This window comes from Aquirhabdus parva (genome assembly GCF_003351745.1).
GTDB classification, from domain to species: Bacteria; Pseudomonadota; Gammaproteobacteria; order Pseudomonadales; family Moraxellaceae; genus Aquirhabdus; species Aquirhabdus parva.
This window is the reverse complement of record NZ_CP031222.1, coordinates 138,377-159,429: the sequence shown is the minus strand read 5'-3', so window position 1 is coordinate 159,429 and position 21,053 is coordinate 138,377. Positions and strand designations below refer to the sequence as shown.

At 47.6% G+C, this 21,053-nt stretch carries 25 protein-coding genes; 15 read left to right on the top strand and 10 right to left on the bottom strand.

Annotated features, from left to right (window positions below):
- Positions 1–8: 8 nt before the first annotated feature.
- The 3 genes from hisG to ibaG all read right to left on the bottom strand — a co-directional run bounded on the left by hisG (position 9) and on the right by ibaG (position 2,427).
- On the bottom strand, positions 9–713 hold the full coding sequence (gene hisG / locus HYN46_RS00755; RefSeq protein ID WP_114897664.1) for an ATP phosphoribosyltransferase: 705 nt from the start codon (positions 711–713) through the stop codon (positions 9–11).
- Positions 714–1,976, bottom strand: coding sequence for a UDP-N-acetylglucosamine 1-carboxyvinyltransferase (gene murA, locus HYN46_RS00750; RefSeq protein WP_114897663.1), 1,263 nt, complete (start codon positions 1,974–1,976; stop codon positions 714–716).
- A gap of 202 nt (positions 1,977–2,178) precedes the next feature.
- Positions 2,179–2,427, bottom strand: a complete 249-nt coding sequence (gene ibaG / locus HYN46_RS00745) for a BolA family iron metabolism protein IbaG (RefSeq protein WP_114897662.1) — start codon at positions 2,425–2,427, stop codon at positions 2,179–2,181.
- Between the two features lie 167 nt (positions 2,428–2,594).
- On the opposite strand from ibaG, the gene HYN46_RS00740 reads away from it, so the two are divergent.
- On the top strand, positions 2,595–3,302 hold the full coding sequence (locus HYN46_RS00740) for a DoxX-like family protein (RefSeq protein WP_114897661.1): 708 nt from the start codon (positions 2,595–2,597) through the stop codon (positions 3,300–3,302).
- A gap of 19 nt (positions 3,303–3,321) precedes the next feature.
- On the opposite strand, the gene HYN46_RS00735 is transcribed toward HYN46_RS00740, so the two are convergent.
- From HYN46_RS00735 to HYN46_RS00725, 3 genes are all read right to left on the bottom strand, one after another.
- Positions 3,322–4,281 (bottom strand): transglutaminase-like domain-containing protein, encoded by a 960-nt coding sequence (locus HYN46_RS00735; protein WP_322887812.1) that lies wholly within the window; start codon positions 4,279–4,281, stop codon positions 3,322–3,324.
- A gap of 156 nt (positions 4,282–4,437) precedes the next feature.
- Complete coding sequence (gene hpf / locus HYN46_RS00730; RefSeq protein WP_114897660.1) at positions 4,438–4,800, bottom strand: ribosome hibernation-promoting factor, HPF/YfiA family; 363 nt, start codon at positions 4,798–4,800, stop codon at positions 4,438–4,440.
- A 344-nt stretch (positions 4,801–5,144) separates the two neighbouring features.
- Positions 5,145–6,680 (bottom strand): RNA polymerase factor sigma-54, encoded by a 1,536-nt coding sequence (locus HYN46_RS00725; RefSeq protein ID WP_114897659.1) that lies wholly within the window; start codon positions 6,678–6,680, stop codon positions 5,145–5,147.
- Between the two features lie 351 nt (positions 6,681–7,031).
- On the opposite strand from HYN46_RS00725, the gene HYN46_RS00720 reads away from it, so the two are divergent.
- From HYN46_RS00720 to rdgB, 8 genes are all read left to right on the top strand, one after another.
- Positions 7,032–8,306 (top strand): MlaA family lipoprotein, encoded by a 1,275-nt coding sequence (locus tag HYN46_RS00720; RefSeq protein ID WP_114897658.1) that lies wholly within the window; start codon positions 7,032–7,034, stop codon positions 8,304–8,306.
- A 9-nt stretch (positions 8,307–8,315) separates the two neighbouring features.
- Entirely contained in the window at positions 8,316–9,284 is a 969-nt protein-coding gene (locus HYN46_RS00715) for a PP2C family protein-serine/threonine phosphatase (RefSeq protein ID WP_114897657.1), read from the top strand.
- A 209-nt stretch (positions 9,285–9,493) separates the two neighbouring features.
- Entirely contained in the window at positions 9,494–10,027 is a 534-nt protein-coding gene (locus HYN46_RS00710) for an STAS domain-containing protein (RefSeq protein WP_114897656.1), read from the top strand.
- Between the two features lie 158 nt (positions 10,028–10,185).
- Positions 10,186–11,001: a carbon-nitrogen hydrolase family protein gene (locus HYN46_RS00705; protein WP_114897655.1), complete on the top strand. Its 816-nt coding sequence runs from the start codon at positions 10,186–10,188 to the stop codon at positions 10,999–11,001.
- A gap of 219 nt (positions 11,002–11,220) precedes the next feature.
- A complete protein-coding gene (metX, locus tag HYN46_RS00700; protein ID WP_114900495.1) occupies positions 11,221–12,435 on the top strand; it encodes a homoserine O-succinyltransferase MetX in 1,215 nt (404 codons plus the stop codon).
- On the top strand, positions 12,432–13,025 hold the full coding sequence (metW, locus tag HYN46_RS00695; RefSeq protein WP_114897654.1) for a methionine biosynthesis protein MetW: 594 nt from the start codon (positions 12,432–12,434) through the stop codon (positions 13,023–13,025). Before metX ends, metW begins: the two co-directional genes overlap by 4 nt.
- A complete protein-coding gene (locus tag HYN46_RS00690) occupies positions 13,022–13,642 on the top strand; it encodes a tetratricopeptide repeat protein (protein WP_114897653.1) in 621 nt (206 codons plus the stop codon). The genes metW and HYN46_RS00690 overlap by 4 nt, the downstream gene beginning before the upstream one ends.
- 127 nt (positions 13,643–13,769) lie before the next feature.
- Positions 13,770–14,390: an RdgB/HAM1 family non-canonical purine NTP pyrophosphatase gene (gene rdgB, locus HYN46_RS00685; protein WP_114900494.1), complete on the top strand. Its 621-nt coding sequence runs from the start codon at positions 13,770–13,772 to the stop codon at positions 14,388–14,390.
- A 4-nt stretch (positions 14,391–14,394) separates the two neighbouring features.
- Here rdgB and HYN46_RS00680 read toward each other — a convergent pair whose 3' ends face one another.
- Positions 14,395–15,153, bottom strand: coding sequence for an NRDE family protein (locus HYN46_RS00680; protein WP_114897652.1), 759 nt, complete (start codon positions 15,151–15,153; stop codon positions 14,395–14,397).
- 77 nt (positions 15,154–15,230) lie between these two features.
- On the opposite strand from HYN46_RS00680, the gene lgt reads away from it, so the two are divergent.
- The 6 genes from lgt to HYN46_RS00650 all read left to right on the top strand — a co-directional run bounded on the left by lgt (position 15,231) and on the right by HYN46_RS00650 (position 19,107).
- Positions 15,231–16,058 carry a prolipoprotein diacylglyceryl transferase gene (gene lgt / locus HYN46_RS00675; protein WP_114897651.1) on the top strand — a complete coding sequence of 276 codons (828 nt, stop codon included), beginning with the start codon at positions 15,231–15,233 and terminating at the stop codon, positions 16,056–16,058.
- Positions 16,059–16,083: 25 nt separating this feature from the next.
- Positions 16,084–16,926 carry a thymidylate synthase gene (locus HYN46_RS00670; RefSeq protein WP_114897650.1) on the top strand — a complete coding sequence of 281 codons (843 nt, stop codon included), beginning with the start codon at positions 16,084–16,086 and terminating at the stop codon, positions 16,924–16,926.
- Between the two features lie 83 nt (positions 16,927–17,009).
- Positions 17,010–17,543, top strand: a complete 534-nt coding sequence (locus HYN46_RS00665) for a dihydrofolate reductase (RefSeq protein WP_114900493.1) — start codon at positions 17,010–17,012, stop codon at positions 17,541–17,543.
- Between the two features lie 121 nt (positions 17,544–17,664).
- Positions 17,665–18,210 carry a peptide-methionine (S)-S-oxide reductase MsrA gene (gene msrA / locus HYN46_RS00660; RefSeq protein WP_114897649.1) on the top strand — a complete coding sequence of 182 codons (546 nt, stop codon included), beginning with the start codon at positions 17,665–17,667 and terminating at the stop codon, positions 18,208–18,210.
- A gap of 63 nt (positions 18,211–18,273) precedes the next feature.
- Positions 18,274–18,870, top strand: coding sequence for an LOG family protein (locus HYN46_RS00655; protein WP_114897648.1), 597 nt, complete (start codon positions 18,274–18,276; stop codon positions 18,868–18,870).
- Positions 18,871–18,903: 33 nt separating this feature from the next.
- Positions 18,904–19,107 carry a hypothetical protein gene (locus HYN46_RS00650; RefSeq protein ID WP_114897647.1) on the top strand — a complete coding sequence of 68 codons (204 nt, stop codon included), beginning with the start codon at positions 18,904–18,906 and terminating at the stop codon, positions 19,105–19,107.
- Positions 19,108–19,129: 22 nt separating this feature from the next.
- Here HYN46_RS00650 and HYN46_RS00645 read toward each other — a convergent pair whose 3' ends face one another.
- Genes HYN46_RS00645 through HYN46_RS00635 form a run of 3 tightly spaced genes read right to left on the bottom strand, consistent with a single transcriptional unit; the run spans position 19,130 to position 20,933 of the window.
- On the bottom strand, positions 19,130–19,540 hold the full coding sequence (locus HYN46_RS00645) for an ExbD/TolR family protein (RefSeq protein WP_114897646.1): 411 nt from the start codon (positions 19,538–19,540) through the stop codon (positions 19,130–19,132).
- Positions 19,540–20,139 (bottom strand): MotA/TolQ/ExbB proton channel family protein, encoded by a 600-nt coding sequence (locus tag HYN46_RS00640; RefSeq protein ID WP_114897645.1) that lies wholly within the window; start codon positions 20,137–20,139, stop codon positions 19,540–19,542. The genes HYN46_RS00645 and HYN46_RS00640 overlap by 1 nt, the downstream gene beginning before the upstream one ends.
- Positions 20,140–20,198: 59 nt before the next feature.
- Positions 20,199–20,933 (bottom strand): energy transducer TonB, encoded by a 735-nt coding sequence (locus tag HYN46_RS00635; RefSeq protein WP_114897644.1) that lies wholly within the window; start codon positions 20,931–20,933, stop codon positions 20,199–20,201.
- Positions 20,934–21,053: the final 120 nt, after the last annotated feature.

Sequence of the window (21,053 nt, the reverse complement as noted above, 5' to 3'; positions counted from 1 at the left end):
AGACCCAATTAACCGATTGCGGCTTCAATCCCTGCCAGAATTGGACTTAAGACCGCTTGTTTACGTTTATAGCTGGCTTTGTTGACGATCAGACGTGATGAAATCTGAGCGATCACATCAAAAGGCGCTAGGCCATTTGCACGTAGTGTGTTGCCGGTGTCTACAACGTCTACGATCAAATCCCCTAAGCCAACCAGTGGTGCTAGCTCCATGGAGCCATACAGCTTGATGACATCCACTTGCTCACCCCGACTCGCATAGTATTGGCGTGTCAGATTGACATACTTGGTCGCAATCTTTAACCGCCCCGTTGGTTTCTGCCAGTGACCTTCTGCATCCACACGACCTGCGGTCATGAGGCGGCAATTGGCAATTTTAAGGTCGATCAGCTCATAAACATTTTGCGCACCATATTCCATCAGTACGTCTTTGCCCGCCACACCAACATCCGCAGCACCATTCTCTACATAGGCTGGCACATCACTGGCACGCAGAATCAGGATACGAACCAAAGGATGAGTGGTCGGAAAAATCAATTTACGACTTTTATCGGGATCTTCAAGTAATTCAATACCTGCATTTTTTAAGAGCGGCAATGTTTCTTTGAGAATACGACCTTTGCTGAGTGCCAGCGTCAAACCATGATCAAAATGACCCATCACAGACTCATCAGTGCCCGTTGATGTTTGAGGAATAGCTTGGGAATCACTCATTTATTTTACTCGCTCGATCACCGCGCCAAGGCCGCGTAATTTTTCTTCAACATTCTCATAACCACGATCAATATGGTAAATACGATCAATGATGGTCTCGCCTTCCGCAGTTAATGCGGCAAGCACCAATGACATGGACGCCCTCAAATCGGTTGCCATCACGGGTGCTGCCTGCAGCTTTTCCACACCGGTAATGATTGCAGTATGACCATCTACTTGGATCTTAGCGCCCATGCGAGACAATTCTGGGACGTGCATATAACGATTTTCAAAAATCGTCTCAATTACGGTTGCAGTGCCTTCGGCAACGGTATTCACCGTCATGATTTGCGCTTGCATATCGGTTGGGAATGCGGGGTGAGGCAAGGTACGGAAGCTGACCGCTTTCGGGCGCTTACCTCGCATATCAAGTTCAATCCAATCATCTCCAGTCGTCACCGTTGCACCCATTTCTTCAAACTTGAGTAATACCGCTTCAAGCAACCGTGCATCGGTATTCGTAGTTCGCACACAGCCGCCTGTCATGGCTGCCGCGGCAAGATAAGAGCCCGTTTCGATGCGATCCGCGACCACGCGATACTCAACACCGTTCAAAGACTCAACACCATGAATGATCAACTGATCGGTACCAATCCCTTCAATCTGAGCGCCCATTGCAACTAACAAATGCGCCAAGTCCGTCACTTCAGGTTCACGTGCACAGTTATCTAGGATCGTCGTGCCGCTGGCAAGCGTTGCCGCAATCAGAATATTTTCGGTACCGCCAACTGTCACCATATCAAACGAGAAGCGGGTGCCTTTTAGACGACCATCGACTTTGGCATGGACATAGCCATTTTCAACCGTAATCTCAGCACCCATCGCCTCCAGTGCTTTGAGGTGCTGTTCGACAGGACGTGAGCCAATAGCACAACCACCGGGTAAAGAAACGGTCGCTTCACCATAACGCGCCAGCAAAGGTCCTAAGACCAGAATGGATGCACGCATGGTTTTAACCAGCTCGTAGGGTGCAAATTTGCTGTTTAACGTCGCGGTATCAACGTGAACGACGCCCGTACCTTTTTCACGCTGGACAGTGATTCCTAAACTTTCTAATACCTTGATCAGCGTAGAAACATCTTTAAGATCAGGAACATTAGTCAAGGTGATGGGCGTACTGGCCAGTATCGTTGCCGCAAGCAGTGGCAGTGCTGCATTTTTTGCGCCGGAAATCTGTACCGTTCCGCTTAAACATGCGCCACCTTGAATCCGAAATTTATCCATAGCTCAAACCACTACCTGCGTCTATGACCTTCTGACTTTATCGCTGCATCATGGCGACTTACAAATTAAGTGGCAGATACAACAATCAAATCGGTCTATTAATAAGATTTTTTTAACAGTTAATGTCAGTCAAAATGACAAGATTTGAAACACGAATCGCGTCTTGGACATCAAGGTGTCCATCGATCTGTATTAACGATCATTAACCAAACAAGCTGGCTTTACGCCACTCTTCTGGGGTCAAGGCTTTGATGCTGACCGCGTGCACTTCACCACTGGCAATATAGCTGCCTAGCGGTGCATAGACAGACTGTTGACGTGCAACGGGACGTTTGCCTTCAAACTGAATGTCCACAACCCGTACATCAAACTTACCGGCCTGTCCTGATGTAGCGATTTCCGCGCTTGGAAATGCGGCTTGTAATATCTCGTGTAAGATTTCAGGGGTCATGCTGCTGCTCAATTGGATAAAGAGATAGAATAACTGCGAAGGTTAGCCTGTGTCTGGGTTATAGTCCAGTCAAACACGCGGTTTGTCTGGTTCAGCACTGGACTTGATGCTTCCAATAACAAACTTAAAAACGCATCGAAGATGTTTAAAAATATGGTAACGACTGAATGAAAACCACAGAAGAATTATTATACCAAATTCGGGGGCTTGCGCGCATCGTCGTTGCGTTCAGCTTTTTTTACCAAGGACTTGTCCCGAAGTGGCTGACGCATGACCCTGCTGAACAGGCCATGCTCATGGCGCACGGCGTATGGACGGCTTACCCCAGTTGGATTTCACATATTGGCGGGCTGTTTGAAATGGCACTGGCCTGTTGGCTGGTCGCTACGTTTACGGATAAAAAACCGCTGTGGGTTGCAGGGGGTGCTTTGGTCTTTTTCTTGCTCGATACGATGATCTTCTCACCTTCGTACTTAGGCACAACCTTTAATGTGGTGACAACCAACCTCGCCCTACTTGCACTGGTTTTAATTGATCAGCATATTCTAAAATTTCAGGCCGATGAGATTAATCAGCGCCGGTTCGGACAATACTTTCGCTTTACGCGGGATCGTATGCTTTATGAATTCGTCAAACGTCTGGAGCTCAAAGACCTCCCTCATCTGATGCATACCCTGACCCAATCACGAATCAAACGCCGGCGTAAGGTTCGCCAAAAACTCAAAGAATCATTACAACCCGCAGAGAATCCGCTTAAAGACCGTAGTCAGATTGATCGGCGCAGTAGCAGTGATCGGCGTAGAATCTTCCCTCTACCGCAAAGTAAAAGAACTACGAATCAGCCGCCCGACGATAGCGAAAACCCAGCACCCTAGCACACAAAAGGATGGGACGTTAATGACCCGCTTTAATTGACGTGTTGCTTTCCGCACCGATGAAATCATCCACTTGCTCAAACTCTGCAGACTGGCCGACAATATGATCGCGAACCAAAGGTTTAAGATAGGTCATCTGCACATCACCATACATGGTAGAGAAGGCGACATCTTTCGCATCGGTGCCGGTACCAATACGCACGATCTTATCCAGAGGTGCCATCTTAGTTGCATCAAACAAAATCCACTCTCCGCCTAAAAAGGCCTCAAATACAGCATGAAAATCGGGTGGTGGATCAGGAAACTCGGTATGCCCAAAAACAAAACGCGCGGGGATATTGAGGGCCCGACAAAATGCAATGCCCAGATGTGCAAAATCACGACACACCCCAGCTCGATTCACCAGCACTTCACGCGCAGTAGTGGAGGCATAACTTGAACCAATCTCATACACCACGTTGTTCTTAATCCAATTACAGATCGCTTCGACCCTGCTAAACCCACGTGGCAAATTGCCAAAAGTCCGCTGAGCCATCGCGCTGATCAGATCCGACTCACAATAACGACTGGGCAATAGATAGTGCAAAACATCGGTCGGTAAATCTGCAACATCCATTTCTTCTGCGCGGTAATTACGCGGTGGCATATTCACCTCAACCGTTGCACGATAGCGCATCTCGATTGGGCCTGGATGACCACTGAAACGGAACATACGATTCTGACCGGTGATATCCACGAAGGACTCAGGTGTAATCCCAGCCAAATCGAGAGACTCCGAAATCACACGCTGCCAAGGATGATTTGCGGCTTGAATCTGAATAATAAATTCAGATTTCTGATTCACCAAATAGCCCAAACTACAATCTACATCTACGGTTTTCATGCCAATCCAACCTGCCCTTAGAACCAACGAATAGAAATACCCCATGATGCTCGACCACACATCATCCATTAAAACGATGACAAACAGACGAAGCATAAAAAAAGCTCGGACGAATCCGAGCTCTCATAATAACAACGATTTTAAACAGTTTACTGAACATCAATATTCTTAAACCTTAAGTCATCTCTGTTCAGCAAATCTTGGAGTCAATCTCGATACGCTTTCTCAAAGCATACCTAAGATCAATCAACATTACTCCAGCGCAAATTGCTGATGATGAGTTTGGTTACTATGATTCTTGAGGCGTTCTTTATGGCGCACGATTTGGCGGTCCAGTTTATCCACCAACAGATCGAGAGTCGTTTGAACATTATCAGCAGTCGCTTGTGCAAATAATTCAGAGCCAGGAACGCGCAGAATCACTTCAGCTTTGTGATTTGCCAAGCCCTTACGGCCGTCATAGCTAGAATCTGAATGGTGATTTTCTTTAGAAAAGATCACTTGCATGCTGTTGATGTGATCAAAATGTCGTTCGACTTTTGCGAGTTTATCGTGAACGCTAGATTCCATTTCTGGGGAAACACTCACATGATGTCCACTAATCTTAATTTGCATAAAACCATCCTCGTAATGTGTCGAAGATATGATTCAATGAGTCGAGCGGCCATTCAAATAGAGCTGACTGGTCGGCGACAAGCGAATCATACCATCGCTTTTAGCCTGATAGTCGGCCCGTGCAGTTGTGATTTACAGACTTCAAATTACATTAGAAAACTTCAATATAAAAAAGCAATCAACATAAATTAATTCATATAAAACAACATCTGACGCGAGTCGGACGGGTTCATGTTACCCTTGCGGCAACACCTCTAAGAGAACACATCGAAAATATTAAAGCAAGCATTACGAAATTTATTTTTACATTTCTACTATACTACAGCCCACGTGTGACATCCGTATTACAGGAGTCGTTTACGTTCACTGGATGACGCAATATTGAGTGATTCGCGATATTTAGCAACTGTGCGTCTAGCAACATCGATCCCTGCCTCATGCAGCTTCTCAGTCAATGCATTATCGGATAACGGCTTCTTGACGTTTTCTTCCTGAACCATTTTTTTGATCATGGCGCGAATCGCAGTCGATGAACACTCGCCGCCTGTACTGGTCGCGACATGACTTGAGAAGAAATACTTCAGTTCAAACAACCCACGCGGCGTGAGTAAGAATTTTTGCGTGGTCACACGAGATACCGTCGACTCATGTAGCTCTGTTTCCAAAGCAATATCCCGGAGAATCAATGGCTTCATAGCCTCAGGTCCATGCTCAAGAAAAGCACGTTGGTGCTGAACGATACAAGTCGACACCTTCAGTAATGTCTTATGTCGCTCATCAACACTCTTGATAAAATTACGCGCTTCTTGCATGTGGGTGCGTAAATATTGATTTTCTTCGCTTTGGTCAGCACGCTTAATCATGCTCGCGTAATAAGAATTGACGCGTAGTTTTGGCAAAATATCGGTATTGAGCTGCACTTCCCAATGATCATTTTTTTTACGGACAATCACATCCGGTACTTGATGCTCACGTTCATTATTCTGAAATTTCAAACCGGGATAAGGATCGAGAGATTTCACCAATGCCAATGCGGAGCGGAGCGCGTCTTGATCTAAATTGGTTTGACGCATCAGCTTAGGAATATCATTGATCAACAAAAGCTCATGATGCGCCATCATATTCAAGGCATCACGGCGTGATGGCGTATGTTCAGGCAGCGCACGGAGCTGTAAGCAAAGACACTCACTCAAGTCACGAGCACCCACACCTGGCGGATCAAAATTTTGTATACGCTTTAAAACCACTTCAAGCTCAGAGAGCTCAACTTCTTCGATATCCAAATCCAGTGCATCGAGTTGATTTTGCGTCGCTTCTAACAACTCTTCTAAGCTTGCTTCAAGATAGCCTCGCTCATCAATACCATCAATAATGCACTCCGCCATAATCCGATCCACCGGACTAAACGGTGTCAGATTCAACTGCCAGCGCAGCTCAGACCAGATGGAATCACTCACGGTACGCGTATCTTCGCGCTCATCAAATTCTGGAGAGGCCAGTGCAGTCGATTGATGGCTAAACACGTCATCCCATTGGGTATCGACCGGTAGATCTTCACCCAATCGGGTCAAGCCCATCTGCTCGTCCAGCGCAATTGAAGAGGCGCCATCAGAGACCGCACTATCTTGAAAATCGCTTAAGGAATCGTAATCTGAGGTTTGTTGTTCATTCGACTGATAATCGACATTGTTATCTAAAGAATCAGAGGCCTGCCCTTCAGGTGAAGAATCTATCGCCTCGAGAAGCGGGTTACTGTCGAGCTGATTTTGGATTTCTTGTTCAAGCTCAAGCGACGATAATTGAAGGAGGCGGATGGCCTGCTGCAACTGTGGTGTAAGCGATAACGAGCTTGAGACTCTCAGTCCGACTGATAACTTCATCTATCCCTCATGAATAATAGCTTGCAACATTTGAATTTATCATGGTTAATAGTTCATCTCGGCGTAGATGGAATGGATAACACCCGTTTTTAGTATACAACCGAAGCTCGCGCGCGTATGCAATTTTTATGCCTTTAATGCATTTTTTTTAACCATCAAATTTCATTGCAATCACAGCGCGTTATCATTCTAGCGCTACATTGCAGGCGATACTACTGCGTAATTAAAATAATTACTTACAAAAATAAAGCAACAAAACTTCGCTAAAACTGCTCAAATCATCCTTTAGACCTAGAAAATTAACATGAAGTAACATAAGCTGTTTTTTCGAGATAAGGTTTGAGTTTTTTTATGTCTAACACACGCCTCATGACAGCGCTTGGCCTTTGCATTAGCCTATCATCGACGATTGCCGCCGCAGAAACAGTAACCGCAGACTCATCAAGCGCAACCACAGATGCCGCCTCTGTGTCTGCGGTCGCCGAAACCAGTTCAGTCGCGGCGACTCCAGTAGCAGCAGCGAGTGCTCCAAGCAGCACGGTAGTCGCTGTCCAAAATATTGACAGTGCATCTGATCTCAGCACAGCCTCGTCAGTCACAAGTACTGACGGTCAAGCCGACACGGGTTCAGCACCAACCGCTAATAAAAATGTCATCACGCGATCTATAGATAAAACCATCGATAAGATTGGTGAGTTGGGTACAAAAATCGCAGTTGATGCCACGGCAGCTCAACCCGATCCCGTAAAAGATCCTTTTGAAGGCTTCAACCGCAGCATCTTCAAATTTAACTCAAAATTAGACAAGTATATTTTACTTCCTGTCGCTGGGGCTTATAGTCGTAATGTCCCTCAGCCTGTACAAACAGCAATCTCACAATTTTTCAGTAACCTCGGCACCCCATGGACAGCAGTCAATAATTTACTGCAAGGCCATCCTGGAACCTCTATCGAATCGTTAAGCCGTTTTATAATCAATACCTCAACAACACTGGGTTTCTATGATGTTGCAGGGTATCTCGGTGTAGAAAAATCGAGCGGTGACTTTGGTCAGACACTGGGAAAATGGGGAATCGGCTCTGGTCCCTTCCTGATGCTACCCTTTTTAGGACCAAGCACCGTGCGTGATACGTTTGGCACAGCTGTCGATCAGTTCGGTTCACCCATTTACTATGTGAATGATGGCTGGACCTCAGCAGGACTAACCGCAGTAAAAACTGTCGACATGCGTGCTAAACTCATTGGTTTAGAGCACTTTGTAGAAGGCGATCAATACTCACTGCTCCGCGATGTCTATCTGCAAAACCGTCAATTTAAAATCAACGGTAAAGCCGATTCATCTGCGACCAACAGCAGTTTTAGTGATGACGGATTCGGGGATGACAGTAATAGCCCATCCACCACAAGTCCCGATGCTCCCAATAAACCCGCTAAACGCAGTACCCACCCGCACAGTAGTCCAGAATCCGCGCCCCCTCAAGGTAACCCGGATAGCAACACTGTGCCGCCGACCTCATCTGCCTCATTTAAAGAGGTGAATGATGCACAAGGGTCCTTCAATGTGCTTCAAGCATTTATGGTGACCAAGCCATTCAACACTATGGCTTCCCAGCCAGCGTCTCTTTGATTAACTGTCTTGTCGGTTTATCTCATTGATTCGCCCGTAGATGACAGCCATGTGCGTCTACGGGCAGATGTGCCTGACATCATCAGCATCTCGGTGGACGATCTGCTCAGTATTCCTGCCGAGCACCTCGTCATTGCCGATGTCAGTATTTATCTGGCGCACCGCTGGCCTCAGCCCACCATCGTTCTGGCGCACAATCATCAAGGTTATGAACTCGTCAATGCATGGCAACGCGGTGCTTGGGCGGGCTGGATCCGCGATCAACTCCCTGATTCGCTTGCGCCCATTATCCAACAGCTTAAGATGCAGCATCAGCATCAAAGCGATAGTCGCGATCTACCTGCCGCCGCTCGACTGCAAAAACGATTGATTCCCCGACCACTCGATATTCCAAACTATCAAATTGAACACATCTACCAGCCCGCCAGTGCACTATCGGGTGATTGGCTGGACTATTGGATGACTCCAGACAATCGATTATTGTTTTATCTGGCCGATGTGGCAGGTCATGGCGCAGCAAGTAGCTTATTAACCGGTTGGCTCGCTGCATTTCATGGTTCAGAACACTCACCTCAAGCCTTGCTCAGCCGTATGAATCGCCTACTGGTGACTCAGAATGCAGGCAAACACATTACCGTATTATGCGGTTTACTCAATCCCGTGACGCATCATTTGGAGTGGTGCAGCGCTGGGCACTACCCGCCACCGATCTTGATCCATCCCGATCGCACGACCGAAATACTCAATAGTAGTAGCTTCCCTTTAGGTCTCGTCACCGATTTGACGCTCACAACGCAAACCACCTCGCTTGAGCCGAAATCTCAGTTGTTATTTTGCTCCGATGGCGCCATAGAAATTTTTACAGGTGGGACCAGTGAACAGCTCACCCAACTGATTGAGACACTTTCAAGCCGCCGTTTTGACCCACCTGATCATCTAACGGATGATCTCACCATCCTGTCTCTTAGCCGCATTTAGCTAACGGGTTCACAATTTCCGTGACATAGCTTTCATTTTAAACATCTTTCATTAAAAACTGCTCTCTAAGCTTTAGAGATCAAGCCCACAGACAACATGTCTAGTAACAAACTAGCCTCCACAATCAAGATGTTTTTTTCTCTGAAACTTGTTGTTTGGCATTTTTTTGTGCGATAATTGTGACTCCGAATGTGAGTGTTTGCATTTATATGTCAACTGGTCGTATTGAGTATGCAGTCCTACAAGGAACGCATGTGTTCAAACTGGTCGGCGAGATCCGCGCAATGACCTGCAGCAGTCTAGATCACTTATTAGACAAAATCACACAAGATCCAGCACTCACTGGTGCACTTGTGGATCTGACTGACACAACTTTTGTCGATAGCACTACGCTGGGCGTCCTCGCCAAGCTAGGTCTGCACTTGCGTACGCAACGTGATATCCAACCCATTATGTTATCGACCAATCCAGACATCACTACCCTGACCAATAGTATGGGTCTAGGTCAAGTTTTTGTGATGATGAATTGCAAAACGGCATCGCAGTGTACGTATACACTGCCTGAAGAAAAGCCCGAAGCACATGCCATGCTGGAAACCGTGCTTGAAGCACACCAAGCCCTGATGAATCTTAACGATAATAATAAAGCCATGTTTCAACCGCTAGTCAACCAGCTAGAAAATGAACACCGCCAGCAACAGCAAGCCTCGCAAAACTTCTCCTGCTCCCAGCAACATCACTGATCATTCATCTCAAATAAAAAACCATCATAATTCAACTTGACGCTTGTCCCAGCTTGCTCCTATATTGAAATAACGAGACGATACATTACCAAATGTGTAGTGTATCTCCTGACTCGTTTTTCTCTGATGATCTCATAACATAGCCAAAGAGTCCGTCCATGACGTCTACTCGCTTTACCGCCATCCAAATGAACTCGCAAGATCAGATTGAGGAAAATTTGACGCAAGCGTATGAGCTTTTGAAACAGGCTGCGCATCAGGGCAGTGTGCTGGCGGTTTTGCCGGAGAATTTTGCTTGTTTTGCACCTGGTCAACAACGCATCACAGCCGAACGCTTTGATGAAATTGCGACATCCCTGAAACGCTGGGCTGAGCAACTCAATCTTTGGATTGTTGCAGGATCGATCCCCTGCGCTTATCGCCCCGATGGCCAAGTCATTCAAGATGGACGAGTGCGTTCGACCTGCCTCCTGATTGATCCAAGCGGTCAAGTGGTTGCTCGTTATGACAAAATCCATTTATTTGACGTTAAAGTTGCCGATGGCATCGGCCTATATCAAGAATCTGCGACTTTTGAGCCGGGCAATCAAATCATTTCCGCCAGTACGCCATTCGGCAGACTGGGTCTGATGATTTGCTACGACTTACGCTTTCCAGAATTATCCATCGCATTACGTCAAGAAGGTGCAGAAATTCTGACTGCACCCTCCGCCTTTACACATCTGACGGGTCAAGCGCACTGGGAGCTGCTCTTACGGGCACGTGCCATAGACAGTCAATGTCATATCATTGGTGCGGGACAAGGTGGCTGGCATGGTTCTCGGCAAACGTGGGGACACAGCACGATCGTAAATAGTTGGGGAGAAGTTTTAGCCTCAAGCGCGGATGAGATCCCCACCACCATCAGTGCCGATTATGATGCAGAGGTGCAAGCCTCCAGACGCACCGCGATGCCTCTGATGGAACATCGCTAAGAAAATCTGGAGTCACAATCCAAAGTAACGTGATGGAGTTAGCATCTAAAACCGCTCAAGCTATTGATCGAGATGGCATCGAACCTTACACTTGCTGGCTAGATATAAGCTGGAAAGTATAACGTGGTCTCCTCAACTGATCTAAGCCAAACTGATCCTCAACAAGCTGCTCACGCACCTTCTGAAACCCTGCATCGCGGTAGCGAACAGAGCCCTGCGATGGCTGCGGATTCTGTGGGAATCGTCGCACCGCGTTTGGAATCCTTTGAAGATCCTTTGATCTTGGAGACGGGTCGTATCCTGCCACGATTCGACTTGATGATCGAAACGTATGGCACGCTCAATGCCGATGCATCTAATGCTATTTTGATCTGTCATGCCCTCTCTGGTCATCATCATGCGGCTGGATACTATGCAGGTGAGACGAAAGCCGGCTGGTGGGACAGCTGTATCGGCCCCAATAAAGCTATTGATACCAATCTATTCTTTGTGGTTGCCCTCAATAATATTGGCGGCTGCAATGGCTCGACGGGCCCAACATCCCCTAATCCTGAAAATGATAACAAGCCCTATGGGCCTGACTTCCCATTGGTCACCGTGCGCGATTGGGTTAATGTCCAAGCCCGTCTAGCTGATCGTTTGGGTATTGGTATCTGGCATGCCGTAGTGGGTGGCTCACTGGGTGGCATGCAAGCATTACAATGGGCCGTAGACTATCCACAGCGCCTGAAAAACTGTGCGATTATCGCCAGTACGCCAAAACTTTCCGCGCAGAATATCGCTTTTAACGAAGTTGCTCGCCAGTCGATTCTGTCTGATCCTGATTTTCATGCGGGACGCTATCTCGAACAACAGACGTTCCCGAAACGTGGGCTAATTCTGGCGCGGATGGTGGGTCATATCACCTATTTGTCCGAAGAAGCCATGAAAGAAAAATTTGGCCGTGACCTGAAATCTGGCAACTTTCTCTATGGCTATGATGTTGAGTTTCAGGTCGAAAGCTATTTGCGCTATCAAGGTGAGCAGTTCAGCCGTAACTTCGACGCGAATACCTACTTGATCATGACCAAGGCTTTGGATTATTTTGACCCGGCCCGTGATCATGACAGCAAGCTGAATCAGGCATTAGCACCGGCAACTTGTCGCTTTTTAATCGTCTCCTTTACGACTGATTGGCGCTTTGCGCCAAGTCGCTCGCAAGAAATCGTCGATGCCTTGATTACCAACCGTCAACCCGTCAGTTATATTGATGTGGATGCCCCACAGGGTCACGACTCCTTTTTGTTCCCAATCCCGCGCTACGTCAACACACTGCGCGGCTTTCTCGGTCAACCTTCAGGTCATAATTTAGGGCAGAATGTGACTAAAAATGCACCAGAATTAGGCACAATTGACCAAAATCAAACAGCGACTGTTGCAGGAGCCGCACGATGAGACTCGATCAACAACTCGCTGAACGATGGATTAAACCGGGATCACGCGTCCTCGACCTCGGTTGTGGCGATGGTGAGCTGCTGGCTCATATGGCAAAACGTCTCGATATAGACTGTTATGGTCTTGAAATTGATGAAGATAAAATCACCTCAGCCATCGGTAGAGGACTGAATATCATTGAGCAGGATTTAAATGACGGCTTAGGGCGTTTTGCCGATCAAAGCTTTGATGCTGTTGTTATGGCACAAGCTTTGCAAGCAGTTAAAGCACCAGATCAAATTTTACTGGATATGGTGCGAGTCGGTCGGGAAGCCATCATCACCTTTCCTAACTTCGCTCACTGGAAGACGCGTAGTTATCTTGGATTTCGAGGAAAAATGCCGGTTTCAGAGGCTTTACCTTACATGTGGTACAATACCCCGAACATCCATTTGTGTACATTTCGTGATTTTGAAGCCCTTTGCCAAGCAAATGGCATTAAAATCATCAATCGACTTGCTGTCGACGGCGATCAGCAAGGTAATTTTTTCATGAAGCACTTTCCCAACTTTTTTGGTGAAATTGCGATATATAGAGTGAGCCGATCATGAAGCACACACTGACCGCCCTAGCACTGTCCTTAGGTTTGACTGCAAGCATTCCTGCTTGGGCCGACTTGACGTCATTAACACCCGAAGTACCAAAGCCTAGCTTTGCCACCATGTCACTGACTGATCTTCAAGCGGCTGCACAAGCTGGCGATGTGCGCGCGCAGTTTTTCCTCGCGACCCGTTATAAGTTAGGTCAAGGCGTTCCACAAGATATGCAACAAGCGTTTGCATGGTACAAGAAGGCCGCAGATCAAGGTGCAGCTCCTGCACAATTGAATATCGGTCAAATGTATGCGCAAGGCAAAGGCGTAGCGCAAAACATCGATCAAGCCAAAGTCTGGTTTGGTAAAGCTGCCAAACAAGGCGATAACCGCGCCAGCTATAACTTGGCTTTGATTGAAGAACGTGACCAGAATCTGGCTGATGCTTACCAATGGTACGATTTGTCCGCACGCGATGGCATGCTTGATGCGCGTATCAAAGACAAAGCACAAGGCAAAATCCGGACATTGGCGGCAAACTTGTCACCACAAGATATTCAAGACGCCAAAAACCGTGCTGATCGCTGGATTCAAACCGACGATGCCAATAGCACTGGAAACAGCAGCAATAAATAATTGTTGATTACACTGTTTTATAAGCCCGATTCCATCGGGCTTTTTTTATGGTGCCATGCGCTGTGCTTCAAGCTCTCCCGTCTATTTTGCTATCATGATGGTTATAACCACTTTAGAAGCACGTCATATGCTGCATTTACCCCAAAACACACTGGTCCTTGCCAGCAATAATTCTGGAAAAATCAAAGAATTCAATACGCTGTTTGACTCTGCCGCACTCCCAATACAGGTTATTGCCCAAGGTGAGCTCGGGATTGCGGATGCTATCGAAGATGGCTTGAGTTTTATTGAAAATGCATTGATCAAAGCGCGTCATGCCGCCAAACAATCTGGCTTTGCATCACTTGCCGATGATTCTGGCCTGTGTGTACCTCTCTTGGGCGGTGCCCCTGGCATTTATTCAGCACGATTTGGCGGTGAACATGGCAATGACGCACTCAACAATCAGACCTTACTTGAAAAGCTAAGACCGCTGCGTAACGGACTGCCTATCTCCGCGATGTTTGTCTGTGTTTTGGCACTGGTACGCCACGCTGAAGACCCTTTACCGCTGATTTGTCAGGGAGTCTGGCAAGGGGAAATTTTAGATGAGGTTCGCGGTGCGGGGGGATTTGGCTATGATCCCTTGTTCTGGTTGCCTGAACTCGGCAAGACCAGTGCAGAGCTTGAACGTGCGGAGAAAAACAAAATTAGCCATCGCGGACTCGCCATGGCGCAATTTAAACAGGTAATGCTAGCGAGTATGTGAAGGTTCAGACCTGATCCCATGCACCGTGCAAACGTACAACGTTGCCTTCAATGGGTCTGAGTGTCTTCTCTACAAACGTATAGCCGCCACTTTTCAGGATCAGCACGCTGGAAACTCGAGTCCCATAAATCGGGCTTTCGATACGGATCGGTGAGAGGACTTTCTCCATCATCGGCCCGACTCCAGTCTGGGGTAGCTGCTCATCAGGTGCGGGGGTCTGATCATTGAGTAAAGTAAGGCCCTGACTCACCAGTAGATCATCATCACTGCTCAAATCCAGAGATTTAAAGCCCTCCAGTAAACGCGCGGTTTTCGGCCATACCGTATCTAAGAGCGCATTACTCAGCCCATGGATACCCGGTGTTAAAGGTTGCGGCGGCGTACCCCGATTCCCTAATACCGCCGCTTCTGTCAACGTTCCTACAATCAGATTAAAGCCCGCATAAGCGGCCTGATCCACCGATGCCAAGAACGCAAGGGGGGGCTGATCAGATTTCAAATACTCGGTGATTAAACTACCTCGGGAGACGACATGTTCTGGGAGGCTGTTTTTTTCACGATAATTGGTGATCACCGCCCAACGACCTGCGGGTGATATGCCAAGCCAGGTTCCACCAGACTGTAGATCCTGTCCGGCAATTATGGCGTGATCCGACCATCGATTTAAAGGTGAGGCGTCTCTGGCATAGAATTCATCCCGATTTCCAATCAAGACCAACGGCTTATTTGGCAAAACCTGCCACGCTAACGCAACAATACACATAGAGACTCACAAGAAAATCGTCACAACAATGGGGTAGAATGCCGTAACTTTGAAACAGATACAATGAGACGTTCATAATGCTGACTTACCCGCAAATTGATCCAATTGCTTTAGCCATCGGTCCGTTGAAGATTCATTGGTACGGGATCATGTATTTACTGGCCTTTGCTGGTGCCTATGGTCTGGCACTGTGGCGTGCGCGTGAAGCAGAGCGGGGTTGGACAGCCGAACATGTCTCCGATCTCGTTTTCTATGGTGCCCTTGGGGTCATTCTGGGTGGCCGTATAGGCTATATGCTGTTTTATCAAGCAGACACCTTGTTTAGCAATCCATTGTCCCTATTTAGAGTGTGGGAAGGCGGCATGAGCTTTCATGGCGGCTTCATTGGTGTGATGCTCGCCATGGTTTTATTTGCACGTAAATACGGCAAAACAGCCTTTCAAACGCTTGATTTTATTGCCCCTTGTGTACCCACAGGCTTAATGTTTGGCCGTCTTGGCAATTTCATCAATGGTGAGCTTTGGGGACGCCCAGTGGTCGACCAGACCTATGCGCTGGCCATGAAATTCCCAACTGGGGGTGATGTGTTGCGCCATCCATCTCAGCTATATGAAGCGACATTTGAAGGCTTAGTACTGTTCCTCGTCTTATGGTGGTTCTCGTCGAAACCTCGTCCACGTATGGCGGTTTCCGCCTTATTCTTGCTGGGTTATGGCATTGCCCGTTTTGGCATTGAATTCTTCCGTCAGCCTGATTTTGATCAGCACTTATGGTTTGGCTGGATGAGCAAAGGACAGCTACTCACCGTGCCAATGATCGTGATTGGTGTGTGGCTATTCTGGTATGCTTATCGCCGTAATGTGTATGATTGGGGCCCGCGTGCAACCCAACAAAAAAGTCAGTAATAGCCCGTAACAAGAGGAACCGTGCATGAAAAATTATCTTGATCTGATGCGCCATGTGCTTGAGCATGGTGTGGATAAAACCGACCGTACTGGCACGGGTACGCGCTCTGTTTTTGGCTATCAAATGCGTTTTGACCTGCAAAAAGGCTTTCCAATCCTGACCACCAAACGCGTGCACTTTAAGTCCGTGGCTGTTGAACTGCTCTGGTTCTTGAAAGGCGACACTAATGTCCAGTACCTCAAGGACAATGGCGTAACCATCTGGAACGAATGGGCGACCGCTGAGCAATGTGCGCGTTTTGGTCGAGATGAAGATGATTTAGGACCAGTTTATGGTCATCAATGGCGTAACTTCGGCGCAACAAAAAATCCCGATGGCAGCTATGCCAAAGATGGTTTTGATCAGATCGCTTGGCTAGTCAATGAAATCAAAACCAATCCTGATTCGCGTCGCCTGATTATCTCTGGATGGAATCCCGCTGAAGCGGGACAAGTGGCCTTGCCTCCTTGCCATACCATGTTCCAGTTCTATGTGGCCAATGGCAAACTCTCCTGCCAGCTGTATCAACGCAGTGCCGATATTTTCTTAGGTGTGCCCTTCAACATTGCCAGTTATGCATTGCTCACCCATTTAATTGCGCAGGTCACGGATCTTGATGTCGGTGAGTTTGTCTGGACCGGTGGCGATAGCCATTTGTACAGCAATCATTTTGAACAGACTAAACTGCAGCTAAGCCGTGAGCCTATGGCGCTGCCCACCCTAAAAATCAATCCGGAGATCAAAGATCTCTTTGCATTTGAATATGCAGATTTAGAGTTAGTCAATTACGAACACCACCCTGCAATTAAAGCGGCAGTTGCTGTTTAATACACTGATCTCCTAGGGTCGCGATACGCATGTTTGCGCACCCTACTACATCAGAGAAATAAGGATCGTTCATGAGTTGGAATATCGCTGGAAACCCGATTGAAATTGTCCATGTTGTTGCGATGGATAATCAGCACTGTATCGGCGTAGACAATCAATTACCCTGGCATATTCCTGCCGATTTACAACATTTTAAACAGATTACTCAAGGTGGGGTCATCGTCATGGGTCGCAAGACCTTTGACTCGCTTGGACGCTTGCTGCCCAATCGCAGCCATTGGGTCCTCACCCGTCAAACCGACTGGCAACACGATGGGGTGCACGTTAGGCAAAATGTCGAAGATCTGCTGACGGATGCCGCACAAGATGCGATAGCCCGCGGACAATCTTCCGTATATGTGATTGGAGGCGGCGAGTTATTTCATTTAACTTTACCGTTTGCTGACCGTTTAGAGATTACCCATGTCGATCTGGATGTGCGAGGCGAAGCCCATTACCCAGAAATTCCCAATGATTGGACGCTCGATCCAGACCCATTCTTTGATCGCAGCACTTTGATTGATGAGAAAAGCGGCATCTCGTTTCGTTTTGAAACTTACCGTAAAACAATTGGTTGATGAATAAATACCCGTTTTAACATTGCCCCAACGCAATAGATGCCCAGCATTATCCGCAATGTGCTAACGTCAAAGCATAGAGATAACCCGATATAGACCCCCCCAAATTAGGAGCATGATCATGACACTTGCAAATCCATCCGATGCACTTTCACGTGCGATCGTGGGTGGCGGCTGTTTCTGGTGTAGTGAATCCGTCTTTCGCGCCGTACGCGGCGTACATGCTGTGGTCAGTGGCTATGCAGGCGGTGCACGTCCTAATCCCAGCTATGAGCAAGTCTGCACGGGCGCGACAGGACATGCGGAAGTCATTGCTATTGATTTTGACCCAACCCAGATCTCCTATGAACGCATCCTTGATATTTTCTTTGCCACCCATGATCCAACCAGCTTAAACCGTCAGGGCAATGACATCGGTACGCAATATCGTTCCGTAATTTTCTATGAGAACGACGCTCAGAAAGACATTGCTGCTGCGAAAATCGCTGAACTGAAAGCCAATGGGGTGAATGTCGTCACCGAACTGTCGCCGGCCCCAACTTTTTATCGCGCTGAAGAGTACCATCAGAATTTCTATGAGAAGAATCCTGAACAAGGGTATTGCACCTTTGCGATTCCACCTAAGCTGGCTAAACTCAAGCAATACTTCTCTGAAGAAACGATCTAATGACATCCTATTGCTTGCAAAAGATATTACTAGCGCCAAGCCTTCATTGAATCGAGGTCAGTTATGAAGCTAAAAAATATTTGCGTGTACTGCGGTTCAAACAGTGGAAAAAACCCCGCCTACGTCGAGAGCGCCAAGCAACTTGCAGACGTGCTTGTTGAGCGCAATATCGGACTGGTTTATGGTGGCGCACAGATCGGCGTCATGGGTGCAGTGGCCAATCGTATGCTTGAGCAAGGTGGACGGGTAATCGGGGTCATCCCAGAAGGGTTATTGCTCAAGGAAGTCGCACATCAGGGGCTCACCGAACTGCACGTCACCAAGTCGATGCATGAACGTAAAGCACTGATGGCTGAGCATTCAGAAGGTTTTATCGCTTTGCCCGGTGGCATCGGCACCTTTGAAGAGTTATTTGAAGTTTGGACATGGGCCCAGTTGGGTTTTCACCATAAACCCTGCGGTTTGCTCAATATCGCAGGCTACTATGATCAACTGATTGCATTCTTGGACCATGCAGCCGATGAAGGCTTCGTTAAGCCACCGCATCGTGAGCTCCTGATGGTGGAACAAGATCCTGCAAAAATTCTGGATCGCATGGCACTGTATACCCCACCGACAACCTCTCCCCTCGCAGTCAAATTGGATCTTGCAGCGACCTAAAGACGTTGCGCGCACTTTGGATAAGGATATCTCATGGATACCGCAACTTTATTATGGGGTGTGTTATTCGGTGCGATTGGGTTAGGGTTCTTTGTCTATGGTCGTAAGCAAAGTGCCGTTATTCCACTGATTTGCGGCATCTTATTGATGGTCTTTCCGTATTTTATTTCTAATAGCTATCTGATCGTTGGGATTGGCACCGTATTGGTGGCAATCCCTTATTTTATTCGGCGCTGATGCCGCTTTGGCACTAACGCTCTTAATGCGTTGCTTCACTCACAAAGGCCAAATCGGTTAAACCAGCCTGATTGGCCCGTGCCAGCACTTGTGCCAGCGTATCGTACTTGGCCTCACGATCTGTCCGTAAATGCAAAGACGGCTTGGTCGGTGACTGTGCCGCGGCATTCATTCGCTTCGCGACCTCATCCAAGCTCACCACATCCTGATTCCAATGAATCACGCCTGCCGCATCAATGCTCAAGGTCACGACTTCCGGTTGATCAGGCACAACCGCAGCGTCTGCTTTAGGCAGATTGAGCTTCACCGCAGGATTCACGATCGTCGCTGTCACCAAAAAAATGATCATCAGCACGAGCATAATATCAATCAGTGGAATGAGGTTGATCTCACTCATTCCTTGATCGGTGTCATCACCCAAATGGAAACCCATCAGACCTGACCTCCAAGCTGAGGCTTAACTTGCGCTGGGCTGAGGGTCAATAATTCTTCAACCAGCAAGCTATGCGCTTGATCATGAAGCTTATTCAGCAGCACACGATTCAGACGCACACACAAGTTGTAGGCCAGTACTGCGGGTATCGCAACAGCCAACCCCATACCCGTCATAATCAAAGCCTCACCCACAGGACCCGCCACTTGCGCAAGGCCAGCCTGTCCAGATTGTCCAATCGCAGCAAGGGCGTGAAAAATACCCCAAACCGTTCCAAACAAACCGACGAACGGAGAGACCGATGCGATCGTTCCTAAAATCGAAACTCCTCGCTCGACATCATTCCGTGTGCGTGCTAATTGCTGGAGCAAGACTTGCTCAGCCACATCCCGTCGATTTTCAGTCGATAAATTAGCACTGCGGATCGCAAGTTCTGCAATCGATTGGTTGAGCTCCTTTGCCGAGCTTGCCGTCGCTTGACGCGTGGCCAGCACACGAAGAATCACGATGGTCCATGTTGCAATCGACATGATGAGCAAAACAAAAGACAGTGATTTACTCAAGAAATCTGCATGTGTCCAAAAATCGATAAAACTCATAACCACAACCCTTATTGGTATTCTTGCGTAAAATAGATCATGACTTTAAATATGTCATTCTAATCTTGGCCTAGATTGAACTCTATCGGTATTAATGTATAGACCGCTTGTGCTACACCATTTTCACGATACGGTTTAAAGCGTGCTTTTTTAACAGCTTGCATTGCCGCACGATCTAAAAGTGCGCTGCCAGATGTTTTCTTCACAGAGACATCATCAACCAAGCCGTTGACGTTGATCAACGCCCGCACAATCGTTTTACCCGTGTCCCCAGAAGCACGCGCTGCATCAGGATAAATCGGCTCGGGTTGTTTGAGATAAGCCACCCCTTCAACCATTTTAGGCGGTGCTGGCTCCTCTTTTTGCGGTGGCGCAGCAGGCACTGGCGGCGCGGCCACAACAGGAGGAGGGTTATCCATAGGCTTTTCAATCGCTTTTTCTACCGGAGGCACCGATACAGGACTCTTCGCGGTTTTCGGGGCAACCAAGATCGGTAAGGGCTTTGGTTTTGGCAAGGCCTTAACGATGGGGACTTCTTTAGGTTTCACTACAGGTTTTGGTGGCACCGGTTTAGGCTGCTCAGGCACAATCGCTACCATACGTACGGCAATGGTTTGTGCAGGAACCACGTTGATGGTAGATCGGACGAGTGCCAATCCGAGTAAAATCAAACCATGTGCCACCACAACCAGTGCGACAATCACCATAGTACGTTTACTAGACTGCGGATGTATCGCCTGTATCTGCTGCGATTCTACTGGATGAATCTCTGCACTGAATATGGCGGAAGACATAATTTTACCTCAAGACCGTTATCCACCAACAATCCGCACACTCAAGTACTGATCGCGGGTGGTGATCATATTGAAAATCTTTTTAGGCTTAAAAACATGCTCATCACCCGATGATCAGTC

Bases quoted from the DNA above. Each gene is read 5' to 3' on its own strand.
- murA (WP_114897663.1), bottom strand. From the start codon at position 1,976: ATGGATAAATTTCGGATTCAAGGTGGCGCATGTTTAAGCGGAACGGTA.
- hpf (WP_114897660.1), bottom strand. From the start codon at position 4,800: ATGCAAATTAAGATTAGTGGACATCATGTGAGTGTTTCCCCAGAAATG.
- HYN46_RS00710 (WP_114897656.1), top strand. From the start codon at position 9,494: ATGTCAACTGGTCGTATTGAGTATGCAGTCCTACAAGGAACGCATGTG.
- rdgB (WP_114900494.1), top strand. From the start codon at position 13,770: ATGCTGCATTTACCCCAAAACACACTGGTCCTTGCCAGCAATAATTCT.
- lgt (WP_114897651.1), top strand. From the start codon at position 15,231: ATGCTGACTTACCCGCAAATTGATCCAATTGCTTTAGCCATCGGTCCG.
- metW (WP_114897654.1), top strand. From the start codon at position 12,432: ATGAGACTCGATCAACAACTCGCTGAACGATGGATTAAACCGGGATCA.
- HYN46_RS00735 (WP_322887812.1), bottom strand. From the start codon at position 4,281: ATGCTTCGTCTGTTTGTCATCGTTTTAATGGATGATGTGTGGTCGAGC.
- HYN46_RS00740 (WP_114897661.1), top strand. From the start codon at position 2,595: ATGAAAACCACAGAAGAATTATTATACCAAATTCGGGGGCTTGCGCGC.
- msrA (WP_114897649.1), top strand. From the start codon at position 17,665: ATGACACTTGCAAATCCATCCGATGCACTTTCACGTGCGATCGTGGGT.
- hisG (WP_114897664.1), bottom strand. From the start codon at position 713: ATGAGTGATTCCCAAGCTATTCCTCAAACATCAACGGGCACTGATGAG.
- HYN46_RS00645 (WP_114897646.1), bottom strand. From the start codon at position 19,540: ATGGGTTTCCATTTGGGTGATGACACCGATCAAGGAATGAGTGAGATC.
- HYN46_RS00640 (WP_114897645.1), bottom strand. From the start codon at position 20,139: ATGAGTTTTATCGATTTTTGGACACATGCAGATTTCTTGAGTAAATCA.
- HYN46_RS00705 (WP_114897655.1), top strand. From the start codon at position 10,186: ATGACGTCTACTCGCTTTACCGCCATCCAAATGAACTCGCAAGATCAG.
- HYN46_RS00690 (WP_114897653.1), top strand. From the start codon at position 13,022: ATGAAGCACACACTGACCGCCCTAGCACTGTCCTTAGGTTTGACTGCA.
- HYN46_RS00670 (WP_114897650.1), top strand. From the start codon at position 16,084: ATGAAAAATTATCTTGATCTGATGCGCCATGTGCTTGAGCATGGTGTG.
- metX (WP_114900495.1), top strand. From the start codon at position 11,221: ATGGCTGCGGATTCTGTGGGAATCGTCGCACCGCGTTTGGAATCCTTT.
- HYN46_RS00720 (WP_114897658.1), top strand. From the start codon at position 7,032: ATGTCTAACACACGCCTCATGACAGCGCTTGGCCTTTGCATTAGCCTA.
- HYN46_RS00725 (WP_114897659.1), bottom strand. From the start codon at position 6,680: ATGAAGTTATCAGTCGGACTGAGAGTCTCAAGCTCGTTATCGCTTACA.
- ibaG (WP_114897662.1), bottom strand. From the start codon at position 2,427: ATGACCCCTGAAATCTTACACGAGATATTACAAGCCGCATTTCCAAGC.
- HYN46_RS00680 (WP_114897652.1), bottom strand. From the start codon at position 15,153: ATGTGTATTGTTGCGTTAGCGTGGCAGGTTTTGCCAAATAAGCCGTTG.
- HYN46_RS00655 (WP_114897648.1), top strand. From the start codon at position 18,274: ATGAAGCTAAAAAATATTTGCGTGTACTGCGGTTCAAACAGTGGAAAA.
- HYN46_RS00650 (WP_114897647.1), top strand. From the start codon at position 18,904: ATGGATACCGCAACTTTATTATGGGGTGTGTTATTCGGTGCGATTGGG.
- HYN46_RS00635 (WP_114897644.1), bottom strand. From the start codon at position 20,933: ATGTCTTCCGCCATATTCAGTGCAGAGATTCATCCAGTAGAATCGCAG.